Here is a 14,892-nt window from a genome sequence, read left to right on the forward strand (position 1 = left end):
AAAGCGATGCGAGTATGTGCCCGGCATTGCACCGGGCGTATGGCGTGAGGTTATTTGCCGATGCAGAAACTGGAAAAAATGCGGCCCAGTAGATCATCAGAGCTGAAAGCACCAGTGATTTCACTCAACGCTTGCTGAGCGTGGCGTAGGTCTTCGGCGAGCAGCTCTCCGGCGCCCGCGCCAATGAGTTGGCCGCGTCCGTGTTCCAGATGATCCGCAGCACGCCTGAGCGCATCCAGGTGCCGTCTGCGCGCGCTGAAACCGCTTTCCGCGGTTTGCTCGAACCCCATGCAAGCCTTCAAGTGCTCCCGCAAGAGATCGATTCCCACGCCATCGCGGGCGGACAGCGCAAGCGATACTGCGCCGTTGGTGTTGCTAGAGAGGCACGAGGACTCACCGCTGAGGTCCGCCTTGTTGCGTATGAGCGTAACTTTGGTAGGTACGGGTCGACTTTGAAGAAACTCGGGCCACAACGCGAAGGGATCTATGGCTTCGGGCGCCGTGGAATCCACTACCAGCAGGACGCGGTCGGCATTATGAATCGCGTCCAGCGCGCGCTCGACGCCGATGCGCTCGACCTGATCGTCAGTCGTTCGCAGGCCTGCAGTGTCGATGATATGCAGCGGCATGCCGTCGATGTGGATATGTTCGCGCAAGACATCCCGCGTTGTGCCAGCGATGTCAGTGACGATAGCGGCTTCACGGCCGGCAAGGGCGTTAAGCAGGCTCGATTTGCCTGCATTGGGCCGACCGGCAATCACCACGTTCATACCTTCGCGCAATAGCGCGCCCTGCGATGCTTCCTTCACGACCAAGCCTAACGCGGCGCGAACCCCATCTAGCAGGCCTAGGACATGACCATCCGCAAGAAAGTCGATCTCTTCCTCTGGAAAATCGATCGCGGCCTCGACATGGATGCGCAGCGCGATGAGCTGCTCGGTGAGCGCGTGAACTCGCCGGGAGAACTCGCCTTGCAGCGAACGCAGCGCATTGCGCGCGGCCTGCTCCGAGCTCGCCTCGATGAGGTCGGCGATGGCTTCCGCCTGCGCAAGATCGAGTTTGTCGTTGAGAAAGGCTCGCTCGCTGAATTCACCCGGCCGTGCCTGACGTGCGCCCAGCGATATGCACCGTCGCAGCAAGAGATCGAGCACAACGGGTCCGCCGTGGCCCTGTAGCTCCAGAACGTCTTCACCGGTGAAGGAATGCGGGCCTTGAAAATATAACGCGAGGCCTTCGTCGATGACCTGCGCCTGTTCGTCGGTGAAGGGGCCGTAGAGCGCATACCGCGCAGGCGGTACTTTTCCACAGATTGATTGCGCAATGTCCCGTGCTTTGGGACCGGACACACGAACGATACCGACCCCGCCGCGTCCCTGTGCGGTAGCGACGGCGGCAATGGTGTCTTGAATATGGGTCATGAGAAATCCCCAGATAGCAGAACGCCCCTCGAGGGGGCGTTCGTTTTACGTTGCGTGGTCAGGCCTTCGCGGCGGCGGCCCGTTCGATCTGCCGGGTAATGTACCACTGCTGCAGGATCGACAAGGTGTTGTTCACGATCCAGTACAGCACCAGACCGGCTGGGAACCACAGGAAGAAGAAGGTGAAAATGATCGGCATCATCTTCATCACGCGCGCTTGCATCGGATCTGGCGGGGTCGGATTCAGCTGCTGCTGAATGAACATGGTGACGCCCATGATGATCGGCAGCAGGAAGTACGGATCCTTGATGGAAAGGTCGGTGATCCAGAGAATCCAAGGCGCCTGACGAATCTCCACGCTTTCCAGTAGCGTCCAGTACAAGGCGAGGAAGACTGGCATCTGGATGAGAATTGGCAAGCAACCACCCAGCGGATTGATCTTCTCTTTCTTGTACAGCTCCATCATCGCCTGGGACATCTTCTGGCGATCGTCACCATACTGGTCCTTCAGCGCCTGAATCTTCGGCGAGACCGCCCGCATACGGGCCATCGACCGGTAGCTTGCCGCTGATAGCGGGAAGAAGATGCCCTTGATGATGATCGTCAGTACGACGATCGACCAACCCCAGTTACCCAGCAACCCGTGGATGTGTTGCAGCAACCAGAAGATGGGCTGAGCGATGAACCACAGGAAACCGTAATCGACCGTCAGTTCCAGACCTGGCGACAACGCACCAAGGTGATCCTGCGTCTTCGGACCGGCATAGAGTGTTGCCGAGGCCGTGCCCTGGGCACCTGCCGGGACGTTCAGCGCAGGGCCGGTGAAGCCGATGATGTAGTTGCCCTGGCTGTCCTTGCGCGTTTGCACCAGATTCGCTTGTTCCTTGTTCGCGACCCAGGCGGTGACGAAGTAGTGCTGCAGCCAAGCGACCCAGCCACCGTCGACCGTCTGTTTCAGCGCACGCTCATCCATATCGCCTTTGGAAATCTTGCGATAAGGCTCGTCCGCGGTCCACATGGCCGCACCCAGGTAGGTCGACACACCGGTTGCCGTGGTGCTGGACGGGTCGCCACTGTTGTCACGCTTGAGTTGTGCGAAGAGGTTGCCGGTCCAGGCTTGACCGCTCTGGTTGTCGATCTGGTAGCTGACATCGACGGTGTAACCGTTCTTCGTTACACAGCCAATTTTGCGCTGGGCAATGTCGTCTGCCGAGCAGTCAGCACGCAATCCGCGGTGGAAGGTGAAGCGCTTGATGTAGTTGACGCCGTTCTCGCTGAAGCGGAGGTCTACGACAAGTTGATCCTGGCCGTCTGCTAGTTCATAGCTGCGCTGTTCGGTCGAGTAGAGTGGACGCCCGTTCGGCCGTGCATCTGGTCCGTTGTTACCGGTCAAACCGCTCTGTGCAAGGTAGAGACGCTCGTTGCCATTGTCGAACAACTGGAACGGAACATCTGGACGGTCCTGACGACGTGGGTATTGGGTCAGGCTGAGCTCGACCACGTCACCGCCGCGTGGGTCGATGGCCACGTCAAGCACGTCTGTACGTACGCGAATCAAATCGCTGCTAGTTGGGGTTTCGCTTGCAGGCAGCGCGGCGCTGTCATTTGACGTGGCTGCCGTCGGGACGTCAGTTTGGCCTTGGGCGTTATTGCCCGCAGTATCGGGCAGACCTGGCGTCGCCGGCGCAGTAGCGGCGCGCTGCGGTGGCAGTTCGGCCTGGCCGTAGTCCTCATTCCACTGGAGCACCAGAAAGTAGGACACGATCGCCAGGGCGACGATCAGGATCGAGCGTTGAATATCCATGGTTACTCGGCCATCGAAGTGGGTCGGAATTGTTCTGCGGGAGGAACCGGATCATAACCACCGGCATTCCAGGGATGGCAGCGGCCTAGACGGCGCACTGCCAGCCAGCCGCCACGTAGCGCACCGTGAGCCTCGATGGCTTCAAGCGCGTAGCACGAGCAACTGGGGTAGAAACGGCAGTGACTCGCCATCATCGGGCTGATGGCGTAGCGATAGAACTGGATAGGAAGAACGACCAGTTTACGCATGAGAGGGATCTGTCACTTCGCTGCCGTCGGTTCGGGCTACTGGGAGCGGCTGGCTGCGCGCCAGGCGTTTCCAGATCTTGCCGAACTGACGGTGCAGCTCGGGGTTGTCCAGATCACCAAGGCCTTTACGTGCAACGACCACAATGTCCCGATTCCCCAAGTCATCTTGGTTAAGCCGGAAAGAATCGCGAATCAGACGTTTAAGGCGGTTGCGTTCGACGGAGAGCTTGACGCTCTTTTTACCGATCACGAGCCCCAGGCGGGAAAACTCGAGGCCGTTGTCTCGCGCAAGAATCAGGACATGCTTGCCAGGTACCTTGCTGGAGGGTGAATCAAAGACCGCCTTGAATTGCCGGGGAGTGAGCAGTCGCTTGTCCCGGCCGAAGCCTTGATTCACCACCCTAACCGAGCAGTCAGACAGTAAGACGCTTGCGGCCTTTGGCGCGGCGGCGCGAGATGACCTGACGACCGTTCTTGGTGGCCATGCGAGCACGGAAACCATGGGTACGAGCGCGCTTGATAGTGCTGGGTTGGAAAGTGCGTTTCATGATGCGTTACCTGAGATCACAACTGGCTATTTAAGAGGAGCCTGAGGTGGCCCCGTGCAAAGAGACCGGCAATTCTAGTGAAACCCCTTTGCTAGGTCAATTTTCGTTCAGCGGAGAATTTGTAACGTTGATCGATAAATAAAAAAAGAAGAAATGATTTAAGAAAGATAGAAGCGTTAGTAATGCTTAAGGACCGTCCAGCCTGTGGATAACCGGCGGTAGGCAAGACCATTATTGGCGTTGCGAGAAATTGATCGCTGTGAGGTTGCGGTGATCACCGTGTTCACATGCGTGGGATTTTTTGTGGATAACCAAGCGTGTTATCCACAGTCGACTTATCCACAGTGTTTAGCCCTAGGTTTTCCAAAGTGTCCGGCGGCAGTTATCAACAACGCTTAGGGCTTGATAGAAAAGGTTGAGTGATTTCCCGGAGCGACCGCTGTCCTTCTTCGCTTGTGGATAAGGAAAGGCCCTGTCGGTACAATGCGCGATTGTTTTTCAGTCGCGTCCATACGTTGGATCCGGGGGTTATTTCGTGTCGGTCGAACTTTGGCAGCAGTGCGTGGATTTGTTGCGCGACGAGCTGCCTGCCCAGCAATTCAATACCTGGATTCGGCCACTGCAGGTAGAAGCGTCCGACGGTGAATTGCGTGTGTATGCCCCTAATCGTTTTGTGCTCGATTGGGTCAACGAAAAGTACATGAGCCGGCTGTTGGAATTGCTGGGGGAAAAAGGCGATGGCCTGCCCCCTGCTTTATCACTGCTCATTGGAAGCCGCCGCTCCCCCAATGCGGCTGCCCGCGCGGTAGGAAGTGCAAGCCCATCTGTGTCGACGACATCGGGTCAGGCAGTCAACGGCACTCCAGCCACGCCCGTGGCAGCACCTTCGGTTACATCCCTACGCGTCGAAGAACCCGTTACGGGCCAAGCTGCGTCGGTCACCGGCCCCGAACCTTCGACGCCTGCAGTTAAGACCGAGCGCACCGTTCAAGTGGAGGGCGCGCTCAAGCACACCAGCTACCTCAATCGCACGTTCATCTTCGAGAATTTCGTTGAGGGCAAGTCCAACCAATTGGCTCGAGCTGCGGCCTGGCAGGTGGCGGACAATCCGAAACATGGATACAACCCGTTGTTCCTGTATGGGGGGGTCGGCCTTGGCAAGACCCACCTGATGCACGCAGTGGGCAACCATTTATTAAAGAAGAATCCGAATGCCAAGGTCGTTTACCTGCATTCGGAGCGCTTCGTCGCGGATATGGTCAAAGCGCTGCAACTGAACGCGATCAATGAATTCAAGCGATTCTACCGGTCGGTCGATGCGTTGCTGATTGATGACATCCAATTTTTTGCCCGCAAAGAACGGTCCCAGGAAGAGTTTTTCCACACCTTCAATGCGCTGCTTGAAGGTGGACAGCAAGTCATCCTGACGAGCGACCGCTATCCAAAGGAAATCGAAGGGCTGGAAGAACGGCTGAAATCGCGTTTTGGGTGGGGGCTGACCGTTGCAGTCGAACCGCCTGAATTGGAAACGCGCGTTGCCATTCTGATGAAGAAGGCCGAACAGGCGAAAGTTGATTTGCCTCACGATGCGGCGTTCTTCATCGCTCAGCGCATCCGCTCCAACGTGCGTGAACTTGAAGGTGCGTTGAAGCGGGTTATCGCGCACGGGCATTTCATGGGGCGGGATATCACCATCGATTTGATCCGCGAGTCGCTGAAAGACCTGCTTGCATTGCAAGATAAACTGGTGAGTATCGATAACATTCAGCGCACGGTGGCTGAATACTACAAGATCAAGGTATCCGATCTGCTGTCGGTCCGGCGTTCACGCTCCGTGGCTCGCCCCAGACAGGTCGCGATGGCGTTGTCGAAAGAGATCACCAATCATAGTCTTCCCGAGATTGGCGATGCATTTGGGGGCCGCGATCACACGACCGTGTTGCATGCCTGTCGCAAGATCGGAGAGTTGAGGGAGTCCGACGCGGATATCCGCGAGGACTACAAGAACCTGCTGCGTACATTGACTACCTGATAACGCAGCCCACGAGGCAAGGGACGAGACCATGCACTTTTCCATTCAACGCGAAGCTCTGTTGAAACCCCTGCAGCTGGTTGCCGGCGTGGTGGAACGCCGTCAGACGCTGCCGGTGTTATCCAACGTTCTACTGGTTGTCGAAGGCCAGCAGTTGTCCCTCACCGGGACCGATCTGGAAGTCGAATTGGTGGGGCGCGTTACCTTGGATGACGTTGCCGAACCCGGTGAGATCACGGTGCCCGCGCGTAAGCTAATGGACATCTGCAAAAGCCTACCGAGCGATACGTCGATTGACGTGCGCGTCGACGAGCAAAAGTTGCTGATCAAGGCCGGACGCAGTCGGTTCACGCTGTCGACGCTGCCCGCGGGTGACTTCCCCACTGTCGAAGAAAGCCAGGGCTCGATGACGTTCAGCCTGCCCCAGGCCAAACTGCGCCGGTTGATCGAGCGAACCGGTTTCGCCATGGCTCAACAAGACGTTCGCTATTACCTCAATGGCATGTTGCTGGAAGTCAGCGCGGGATCGTTGCGCGCAGTCGCAACTGACGGCCACCGCTTAGCCATGTGTGGAATGCAAGCGGGTATAGAGCAAGCGGATAAGCACCAGGTGATCGTACCGCGTAAGGGCATCCTCGAACTCGCACGCCTTCTTACCGAGCAGGATACCGACGTCAGCATCGTTCTTGGACAACACCATATCCGTGCGAACACGGGTGAATTCACTTTTACGTCGAAACTGGTGGACGGGAAATTTCCCGATTACGAACGCGTCCTGCCTAAGGGCGGCGACAAGCTTGTCGTCGGCGATCGACAGTTGCTGAAGGAAGCGTTTAGCCGCACCGCGATTCTTTCCAACGAGAAGTATCGTGGTATCCGTCTGACGCTTGCTTCGGGTCTGCTAAAAATTCAAGCAAACAACCCAGAGCAGGAAGAGGCCGAGGAAGAGGTGGCGGTCGATTACGAAGGCGATGCACTCGAGATCGGTTTCAACGTCAGCTACCTGTTGGATGTATTGGGCGTGATGACCACGGAGCAGGTTCGCCTGACGCTCTCTGATGCCAACAGCAGTGCATTGGTACAGGAAGCCGGCAACGATGATTCGTCGTACGTCGTGATGCCGATGCGCCTCTAACAACGAATGTCCCTTACCCGCGTTACTGTCACCGCCGTGCGTAATTTGCAGGCGGTGACACTTCTCCCCTCCCCGCGCATCAATATCCTTCACGGCGCCAATGGCAGCGGCAAAACCAGCGTACTCGAAGCGATCAATCTGCTTGGGCTAGCACGTTCGTTTCGTAGTGCGCGGTTGCAACCGGTCATCCAGCACGAACAACCTATCTGCACCGTATTCGGTCAGGTGCAGTTAGCTGAAGGGCGCGCTGCCAACCTTGGCATATCGCGTGAGAAAGCGGGTGATCTTGTCATTCGTATCGATGGCCAAAACGCGAGAAGTGCGGCGCAGTTGGCAGAGCTTCTTCCGTTGCAATTGATCAATCCGGATAGCTTCCGGCTTCTCGAAGGCGCGCCGAAGGTGCGACGCCAATTCCTCGATTGGGGCGTGTTCCACGTGGAACCACGTTTCATCGGCGCTTGGCAACGCCTCCAACAGGCGCTCCGGCAGCGAAATTCGTGGCTTCGGCATGGTACACTCGACGGTGCTATCCAAGCGTCATGGGACCGTGAAATGGCCCAAGCCGCGAATGAAATCGATCAATTTAGAAGAGCGTATATCCAATCGCTGAAGCCTGTTTTCGATCAGGTATTGGCGCAATTGATCGATTTGAAAGGGCTGTCCCTGAGTTACTTCCGCGGTTGGGACAAGGATCGCGAAATCGAGGATGTATTGCAGTCGAGCCTCGAACGCGATCGCCAGATGGGATTTACGCAAGCAGGTCCACAGCGCGCGGATATCCGCCTTCGCTACAGTGGCCATAACGCTGCGGACATCCTGTCTCGAGGTCAACAAAAGCTGGTAGTCAGCGCCTTGCGCATCGCGCAGGGATATTTGCTGAACCAAACGAAACACGGGCAATGCGTTTACCTCGTGGACGACCTGCCCTCCGAGCTCGATGAAGGACACCGGCGATCGTTGTGCCGCTTGCTCGAAGATTTGCAGTGCCAGGTATTCATCACCTGTGTGGAAAAGGACGTATTGAAAGAGAGCTGGCGATCGGAGACACCGGTCGCGATGTTCCACGTGGAACACGGCAAGGTCAGTGAAGATTTTCGGAGTGAAGCATGAGCGAGAATAACTCGTACGATTCCTCAAGCATCAAAGTCCTGAAGGGGCTGGATGCCGTTCGTAAACGTCCTGGTATGTACATCGGTGATACCGATGACGGGACTGGGCTTCACCACATGGTCTTCGAAGTCGTGGACAACTCCATCGACGAAGCCCTTGCCGGTTTCTGTTCAGAGATCAGCATCACGATCCACATGGATGAATCCATTACTGTCCAAGACAACGGGCGCGGTATTCCGGTGGATATCCACAAGGAAGAAGGCGTTTCCGCAGCCGAGGTCATCATGACCGTGCTGCACGCGGGCGGTAAATTCGACGACAACACCTATAAGGTATCCGGTGGCTTGCACGGGGTTGGGGTTTCCGTCGTTAACGCACTTTCCGAAGAGCTACGGCTGACCATTCGCCGTGCCGGGCAGGTGTGGGAACAGGTGTATCACCACGGCGTTCCACAGGCGCCCCTGAGCCCTATCGGCGAGACGGATACCACGGGCACACAGGTGCATTTCAAGGCCTCTTCCGAGACCTTCAACAACATCCAGTTCGTTTGGGAAATTCTGGCCAAGCGCCTGCGGGAATTGTCCTTCCTGAATTCCGGTGTAGGTATTCGCCTCTCCGACGAGCGTACCGGCAAGGAAGAACTGTTCAAGTACGAGGGTGGCCTGAAGGCATTCGTTGAATACCTGAACGTCAACAAAACGCCCGTCAACGATGTCTTTCACTTCAATATGCAGCGCGAAGACGACGGCGTGGGTGTCGAAGTTGCCCTGCAGTGGAACGACAGCTTCAACGAGAACATCCTTTGCTTCACCAACAACATTCCTCAGCGCGACGGCGGCACTCACCTCGCCGGCTTCCGCTCCGCCTTGACGCGTAACCTGAACAACTACATCGAGCAGGAAGGCCTGGCGAAGAAGTTCAAGGTTGCCACCACCGGCGACGACGCCCGGGAAGGCCTGACCGCGATCATTTCGGTGAAGGTGCCTGACCCCAAGTTCTCTTCCCAGACCAAGGACAAGCTGGTTTCCTCAGAAGTGAAAACCGCGGTCGAGCAAGAAATGGGCAAACACTTTGCTGACTTCTTGTTGGAAAATCCAAACGAGGCAAAGGCCGTCGTTGGCAAGATGATCGATGCGGCGCGGGCTCGCGAAGCGGCGCGTAAGGCACGGGAAATGACGCGCCGGAAGGGCGCACTCGATATCGCAGGCTTGCCCGGAAAACTCGCTGACTGCCAGGAAAAGGACCCTGCCCTTTCCGAACTGTACATCGTGGAGGGTGACTCCGCGGGCGGGTCTGCCAAGCAGGGCCGTAACCGCAGGACCCAGGCGATTCTTCCTCTCAAGGGTAAGATCCTCAACGTTGAGAAAGCGCGCTTCGACAAGATGCTGTCGTCTCAAGAGGTTGGCACGCTGATTACGGCCTTGGGCTGTGGTATCGGGCGCGAGGAATACAACGTCGAGAAGCTGCGTTACCACAACATCATCATCATGACCGATGCCGATGTGGACGGTTCGCACATTCGGACGCTGCTACTGACCTTCTTCTTCCGTCAGCTCCCCGAGCTGGTCGAGCGAGGCTACGTCTATATCGCCCAGCCACCGCTGTACAAGGTCAAGCGCGGTAAGCAGGAGCAGTACATCAAGGACGACGAGGCCATGGAGGAATACATGACCCAGTCGGCGCTTGAAGATGCCAGCCTGCATGTAAATGCCGATGCGCCTGGGTTGGCCGGTGCGTCACTGGAGAAGTTGGTCAACGATTACCGCACCGTGACCAAAACGCTTAAGCGACTCTCGCGTCTCTATCCCTACGAGTTGACCGAGCACTTCGTCTACCTTCCCCGCGTCACCGTGGAGCAGTTGTCCGACGAAAGCGCGATGAATGCTTGGCTTGATGGTTTCAAGGCGCGCTTGAAAGCGTCCGAAAAGTCCGGACAAACCTACGCTGCGAGCCTGAGACATGATCAGGAACGTCAGATGTATGTACCGGAGGTTCAGATCATCGCTCACGGCTTGTCGAACTACATCACGTTCAACCGCGACTTCTTCGCCAGCAATGACTACAAGACCGTCACGGCGCTGGGTGACCAGCTCAATAGCCTCCTGGATACCGATGCATACGTGCAGCGCGGGGAGCGCAAGCGTCCTATCGCCACGTTCAAGGAAGGTCTTGAGTGGTTGATGACGGAGAGCACCAAACGTCACTCCATCCAGCGCTACAAAGGTCTCGGTGAGATGAACCCGGATCAGTTGTGGGAAACTACGATGGATCCGAACGTACGCCGGATGCTGCAAGTGACCATCGAAGACGCCATCGCTGCGGATCAAATCTTCAATACGTTGATGGGCGATGCGGTCGAGCCACGCCGCGACTTCATTGAGAGCAACGCGCTGGCAGTGTCGAACCTGGATGTTTGATCTGTTCCGATAACGTCGATCCGGTAGTCACTTCAGGCTACCGGCTCAGAGTGCTTCTAAACGGCCCCTTTGGTTTATGCCTTCGGGGTCGTTTTCTTATCCAGCTTGCGCAGGAAGACGGTCATTTCCTTTTCGGCCTGTTTGTCGCCTTTGCCCTGCGCCGCGACGATACCGTTTTTCCAGGCATCGCGTGCAGCGTCAGTGGCGCCAGTCTGGTCCAGTGCTTTGCCCAGGAGTTTCCAGGCCGCGGAGTAGCTGGCGTCTTGCGCAACGCATTGACGCAGGTGCTCGATGGCAGGCTCCGGCTGGTTCGCGTCGAGATAGCCTTTGCCAAGGCCGAAGCGAAGCATCGGATTGTCGGTACCTTTCGCGAGCATCTTTTCCAGGGATTCGAGCATGCGGATATCCTCGTGAAATCAAAAGAACGTAAGTCCGGCCTGGAATAGCCGTTCGACGTCGCGAATATGTTTTTTCTCGGTCAGAAAGAGAATCGCGTGGTCGCCGGATTCGATGGTGACGTCGTCATGTGCGATGAGGACTTCTTCCTCGCGGATGATGGCGCCAATGGTCGTGCCGGGTGGGAAATCGATCTCACCGATCATACGGCCGATGACCTTGCTAGAACGCGAATCACCGTGGGCGACGACTTCGATCGCCTCTGCGGCGCCGCGTCTAAGGGAATGCACGCTTTCGATATCGCCACGACGAACGTGCGTCAACAAGCTGCCGATGGTCGCGAGCTGTGGGCTGATGGCAATGTCGATTTCGCCCCCTTGGATGAGATCGACGTACGCGGTGTTGTTGATCAGCGCCATGACCTTTCGGGCGCCCAGACGTTTAGCCAGCAGCGACGACATGATGTTGGCCTCATCGTCGTTGGTCAGCGCGAGAAAGATGTCGGTGTCGCCAATGCCCTCTTCCACCAGCAGGTCGCGGTCCGAGGCGCTGCCTTGCAGCACGATGGTCCGGTCGAGCGCTTCGGACAGGTGCCGGCAGCGTGCAGTGCTCAGCTCGATGATCTTGACCTGGTAACGGCTTTCGATGGCTTCTGCCAGGCGCTCACCGATATGTCCGCCGCCGGCGATGACGATGCGCTTGTTGCTGTCTTCCAGCCGTCGAAGCTCGCCCATCACCGACAGGATGTGATCTTTCGCGGCGATGAAGAACACTTCGTCATCGGCTTCGATGATGGTGTTGCCCTGTGGGATGATCGGGCGATCTCGGCGGTAGATGGCGGCGACCCGCGCATCTACCTTCGGCATATGTTCACGCAGTTGCCGTAGCTGCTGGCCTACCAACGGGCCGCCGTAATAGGCTTTGACGCCGACGAGTTGAGCCTTGCCTTCGGCAAAATCGATGACCTGCAGGGCACCGGGGTATTCGATCAGACGCTTGATGTAGTTGGTGACAACTTGCTCGGGGCTGATCAACACGTCGACCGGAATCGCTTCGTTAGCGAACAGATCGCCTCGGGTCAGGTAAGCCGCTTCCCGCACGCGGGCAATGCGTGTCGGGGTGGAGAACAGCGTGTAGGCCACCTGGCAGGCGATCATGTTCACCTCGTCGCTGTTGGTCACTGCCACGAGCATATCGGCGTCATCGGCGCCGGCTTGGCGCAACACCGTGGGAAACGAGCCTTTTCCTTGAATCGTGCGAATGTCCAGTCGATCACTCAGCGTGCGCAGCCGGTCGCCGTCTGTATCGACGATGGTGATGTCGTTGGCTTCACTCGCGAGGTTTTCTGCAAGGGTGCCGCCAACCTGACCGGCGCCAAGGATGATGATTTTCACAACAGCTCCGTATACGAGGGGTCAACTACGGCTAGCGGCATCGATTGATGCTGCGGGCGCAGCACCGACGCGATCCTGTTCTCCGGCTTGCTACGGAGAGGTTGCTGAAGCCGCGACTTTGACGAGCTTGGCATAATAAAAGCCGTCATGCCCGTCCGGTTGTGGGAACAGCTGGCGACCGTGAGCCTGGCGCACGCCGAAGTCACCAGCGATATCCAGTTCGCGCGCCCCTGGGGTTCTGGCCAGAAACGCGCCGAGGATGTCTGTGTTTTCCGGGGGCATTACCGAACAGGTGGCGTACAGCAAAATGCCGCCGACATCGAGTGTCGGCCACAAGGCGTCCAATAGCTCGCCTTGAAGCGCTGCGAGTTTGTCAATGTCATCGGCGTTGCGCGTCAGCTTGATGTCCGGATGCCGTCGGATGACACCTGTTGCAGAACAGGGTGCATCCAGCAGGATTCGCTGGAATGGTTTGCCGTCCCACCATTCGGCCGTCGCCCGTCCATCTGCGGCGATAAGCGTCGCCGAGAGACCAAGGCGCTTCAGATTCTCCTCGACCCGCTGGAGCCGGGTACGCTCCAGGTCGACCGCGGTCACGTCCAGCGTCGCTTCGCGCTCCAAGAGGTGACAGGTTTTTCCACCTGGCGCCGCGCAGGCGTCCAGTACGCGTAGCCCAGGCTGAAGTTCGAGCAAACCCGCTGCGAGCTGAGCGGCTTCATCTTGCACGCTGACATGACCCTGCTGAAAACCGGGTAACCGGTTCACATCGATTGGGGTTTCCAGGGTGATGCCGTCTTCGCTGAACGGGGTGGCGTGTGCCTCGATTCCCGCAACGGACAACGTTGCAAGATACGCATCGCGATCCGTATGCCGTCGATTGACGCGCAGGGTCATTGGCGGGTGCTCATTGTTGGCCGCGCAGATGGCTTGCCATTGCTCGGGCCACAGGGCCTTGAGGCTTTTTTGGAGCCAACGCGGATGCGCCGTGTGAAGCACAGGATCGCGGTCGAGGCCGGCGAGCAAAGATTCCTGCTGGCGCAAGGCGTTTCGAAGGACGGCGTTGAGCAGGCCCTTCGCTTGAGGCTTTTTCAACTTGTCCGCGCAACCCACCGTTTCGCTGATGGCGGCATGCGAGGGGATCCGGGTATGAAACAGCTGATAGAGGCCAACCAACAGTAAGGCTTCGATATCGCGGTCACCGGCTTTGAAGGGCTTTTGCAGCAGTGCGTCGGCAATCAAGGACAGTCGCGGTTGCCAGCGAGCCGTCCCAAACGCGAGGTCTTGCGTCAACGCACGGTCGCGGGCATCGACGCGGTCGAGCATTGGCGGCAGGCTTCCGGCGAGAGAGGCCTTGCCCTCTAGGACAGCCGTGAGCGCGCGTGCGGCAGCCAGACGTGGATTCATCGGCCGAGTACCTGCCCAGGGGTGAAGAGTTCGCGACGGCTGTTGAACAGGTCGGAGAAGGCAAGCGGCTTACCGCCCGGCAGCTGCAGACGGGTGATCAGTAATGCTTTTTCCCCGCACGCAACGGTCAAGCCGTCGCGTGTTGCGTCCAGAATTTCGCCGGGTTCGCCATTGCCCTCGCGCACTGTGGCGGCGAGTACCTTTATCGGGTCGCCGGCCAATGTGGAGTGGGAAACGGGCCAGGGGAAGAAGGCTCGCACCTGACGTTCCAGTTCCGTTGCTGGACGCTCCCAGGCGAGGCGGGCTTCGTCCTTGTTTAGCTTATGCGCATACGTTGCAAGTGCATCGTCCTGAGGTTCGGCCTCGATCGTTCCCGCTTCGATTCCCACGAGTGCGCTGACGACGGCTTTGGCGCCTAGCGACGCCAGACGATCATGCAGGCTGCCACCGGTGTCTTGCGCGGTGATCGGCGTCTCCACCTTCAGCAGCATGGGACCGGTGTCCAGACCCGCTTCCATGCGCATCACGGTAACCCCGGAATGGCTGTCACCGGCTTCGATGGCACGTTGGATCGGGGCGGCACCCCGCCAGCGCGGCAGCAGAGACGCGTGGCTATTGATGCAGCTATGGGTTGGAATATCCAGGACCACCTGAGGCAGTATCAGCCCATAGGCCACCACGATCATCAGGTCGGGTTTCAATGCCGCCAACTCCGCTTGCGCCTCCTGATTGCGCAGACTTACCGGCTGCAAAACAGGAATGCCGCGGGCCAAGGCCAGTTGCTTCACCGCACTCGCCACGAGCTTCTGCCCACGCCCAGCAGGCCGGTCAGGTTGCGTATAGACCGCGACGATCTCATGCGGAGTATCGAGCAAGGCCTGAAGGTGGTTGGCGGCAAATTCCGGCGTGCCGGCGAAGACGATGCGCATGTGGATCTCGTTCTGAAAAAGAAAAAGGCTTGCCGGGGCAAGCCTTTGGGGAGGGAT

The 14,892-nt window shown here is 58.0% G+C and carries 13 protein-coding genes; 4 read left to right on the forward strand and 9 right to left on the reverse strand.

Translation table 11 applies throughout. The features are described 5' to 3' along the window. Positions 1-50: 50 nt before the first annotated feature. From mnmE to rpmH, 5 genes are read right to left on the reverse strand one after another with little or no spacing between them, the layout of a single operon-like run. Positions 51-1,418 carry a tRNA uridine-5-carboxymethylaminomethyl(34) synthesis GTPase MnmE gene (gene mnmE / locus IEY47_RS10575; RefSeq protein WP_188983189.1) on the reverse strand — a complete coding sequence of 456 codons (1,368 nt, stop codon included), beginning with the start codon at positions 1,416-1,418 and terminating at the stop codon, positions 51-53. Positions 1,419-1,476: 58 nt separating this feature from the next. Beyond that, a complete protein-coding gene (gene yidC / locus IEY47_RS10580; RefSeq protein WP_188983190.1) occupies positions 1,477-3,222 on the reverse strand; it encodes a membrane protein insertase YidC in 1,746 nt (581 codons plus the stop codon). A gap of 2 nt (positions 3,223-3,224) precedes the next feature. Beyond that, the gene (yidD, locus tag IEY47_RS10585) at positions 3,225-3,470 is read right to left on the reverse strand and encodes a membrane protein insertion efficiency factor YidD (RefSeq protein WP_188983191.1); all 246 of its coding nucleotides are present in this window, start codon (positions 3,468-3,470) and stop codon (positions 3,225-3,227) included. Further along, entirely contained in the window at positions 3,463-3,870 is a 408-nt protein-coding gene (rnpA, locus tag IEY47_RS10590) for a ribonuclease P protein component (RefSeq protein ID WP_229779372.1), read from the reverse strand. Before rnpA ends, yidD begins: the two co-directional genes overlap by 8 nt. Positions 3,871-3,883: 13 nt before the next feature. After that, positions 3,884-4,018, reverse strand: a complete 135-nt coding sequence (rpmH, locus tag IEY47_RS10595; protein ID WP_003284870.1) for a 50S ribosomal protein L34 — start codon at positions 4,016-4,018, stop codon at positions 3,884-3,886. 535 nt (positions 4,019-4,553) lie between these two features. Here rpmH and dnaA point away from each other — a divergent pair. The 4 genes from dnaA to gyrB are packed head-to-tail and all read left to right on the forward strand — an operon-like array spanning position 4,554 to position 10,712. Then, a complete protein-coding gene (gene dnaA, locus IEY47_RS10600) occupies positions 4,554-6,050 on the forward strand; it encodes a chromosomal replication initiator protein DnaA (RefSeq protein ID WP_188983192.1) in 1,497 nt (498 codons plus the stop codon). A 31-nt stretch (positions 6,051-6,081) separates the two neighbouring features. Beyond that, a complete protein-coding gene (dnaN, locus tag IEY47_RS10605; RefSeq protein WP_188983193.1) occupies positions 6,082-7,185 on the forward strand; it encodes a DNA polymerase III subunit beta in 1,104 nt (367 codons plus the stop codon). 6 nt (positions 7,186-7,191) lie between these two features. Next, a complete protein-coding gene (recF, locus tag IEY47_RS10610; protein ID WP_188983194.1) occupies positions 7,192-8,295 on the forward strand; it encodes a DNA replication/repair protein RecF in 1,104 nt (367 codons plus the stop codon). Beyond that, on the forward strand, positions 8,292-10,712 hold the full coding sequence (gene gyrB, locus IEY47_RS10615; RefSeq protein ID WP_188983195.1) for a DNA topoisomerase (ATP-hydrolyzing) subunit B: 2,421 nt from the start codon (positions 8,292-8,294) through the stop codon (positions 10,710-10,712). The genes recF and gyrB overlap by 4 nt, the downstream gene beginning before the upstream one ends. Positions 10,713-10,786: 74 nt before the next feature. Here gyrB and IEY47_RS10620 read toward each other — a convergent pair whose 3' ends face one another. The 4 genes from IEY47_RS10620 to fmt form a co-directional block, all read right to left on the reverse strand. Beyond that, a complete protein-coding gene (locus tag IEY47_RS10620; protein WP_188983196.1) occupies positions 10,787-11,110 on the reverse strand; it encodes a tetratricopeptide repeat protein in 324 nt (107 codons plus the stop codon). 18 nt (positions 11,111-11,128) lie between these two features. Then, positions 11,129-12,502 carry a Trk system potassium transporter TrkA gene (gene trkA, locus IEY47_RS10625; protein WP_188983197.1) on the reverse strand — a complete coding sequence of 458 codons (1,374 nt, stop codon included), beginning with the start codon at positions 12,500-12,502 and terminating at the stop codon, positions 11,129-11,131. 90 nt (positions 12,503-12,592) lie between these two features. Next, positions 12,593-13,906: a 16S rRNA (cytosine(967)-C(5))-methyltransferase RsmB gene (gene rsmB / locus IEY47_RS10630; RefSeq protein WP_188983198.1), complete on the reverse strand. Its 1,314-nt coding sequence runs from the start codon at positions 13,904-13,906 to the stop codon at positions 12,593-12,595. Then, positions 13,903-14,835 (reverse strand): methionyl-tRNA formyltransferase, encoded by a 933-nt coding sequence (gene fmt / locus IEY47_RS10635; RefSeq protein WP_188983199.1) that lies wholly within the window; start codon positions 14,833-14,835, stop codon positions 13,903-13,905. Before fmt ends, rsmB begins: the two co-directional genes overlap by 4 nt. Positions 14,836-14,892: the final 57 nt, after the last annotated feature.

The sequence above is a fragment of the Pseudomonas matsuisoli genome (assembly GCF_014647635.1).
Classification (GTDB): Bacteria; Pseudomonadota; Gammaproteobacteria; order Pseudomonadales; family Pseudomonadaceae; genus Pseudomonas_P; species Pseudomonas_P matsuisoli.

What these genes read in the sequence shown, in the direction of transcription:
- mnmE (WP_188983189.1), bottom strand. Translation starts at nt 1,418, where the DNA reads ATGACCCATATTCAAGACACCATTGCCGCCGTCGCTACCGCACAGGGA.
- yidC (WP_188983190.1), bottom strand. Translation starts at nt 3,222, where the DNA reads ATGGATATTCAACGCTCGATCCTGATCGTCGCCCTGGCGATCGTGTCC.
- yidD (WP_188983191.1), bottom strand. Translation starts at nt 3,470, where the DNA reads ATGCGTAAACTGGTCGTTCTTCCTATCCAGTTCTATCGCTACGCCATC.
- rpmH (WP_003284870.1), bottom strand. Translation starts at nt 4,018, where the DNA reads ATGAAACGCACTTTCCAACCCAGCACTATCAAGCGCGCTCGTACCCAT.
- dnaN (WP_188983193.1), top strand. Translation starts at nt 6,082, where the DNA reads ATGCACTTTTCCATTCAACGCGAAGCTCTGTTGAAACCCCTGCAGCTG.
- recF (WP_188983194.1), top strand. Translation starts at nt 7,192, where the DNA reads ATGTCCCTTACCCGCGTTACTGTCACCGCCGTGCGTAATTTGCAGGCG.
- gyrB (WP_188983195.1), top strand. Translation starts at nt 8,292, where the DNA reads ATGAGCGAGAATAACTCGTACGATTCCTCAAGCATCAAAGTCCTGAAG.
- IEY47_RS10620 (WP_188983196.1), bottom strand. Translation starts at nt 11,110, where the DNA reads ATGCTCGAATCCCTGGAAAAGATGCTCGCGAAAGGTACCGACAATCCG.
- rsmB (WP_188983198.1), bottom strand. Translation starts at nt 13,906, where the DNA reads ATGAATCCACGTCTGGCTGCCGCACGCGCGCTCACGGCTGTCCTAGAG.
- fmt (WP_188983199.1), bottom strand. Translation starts at nt 14,835, where the DNA reads ATGCGCATCGTCTTCGCCGGCACGCCGGAATTTGCCGCCAACCACCTT.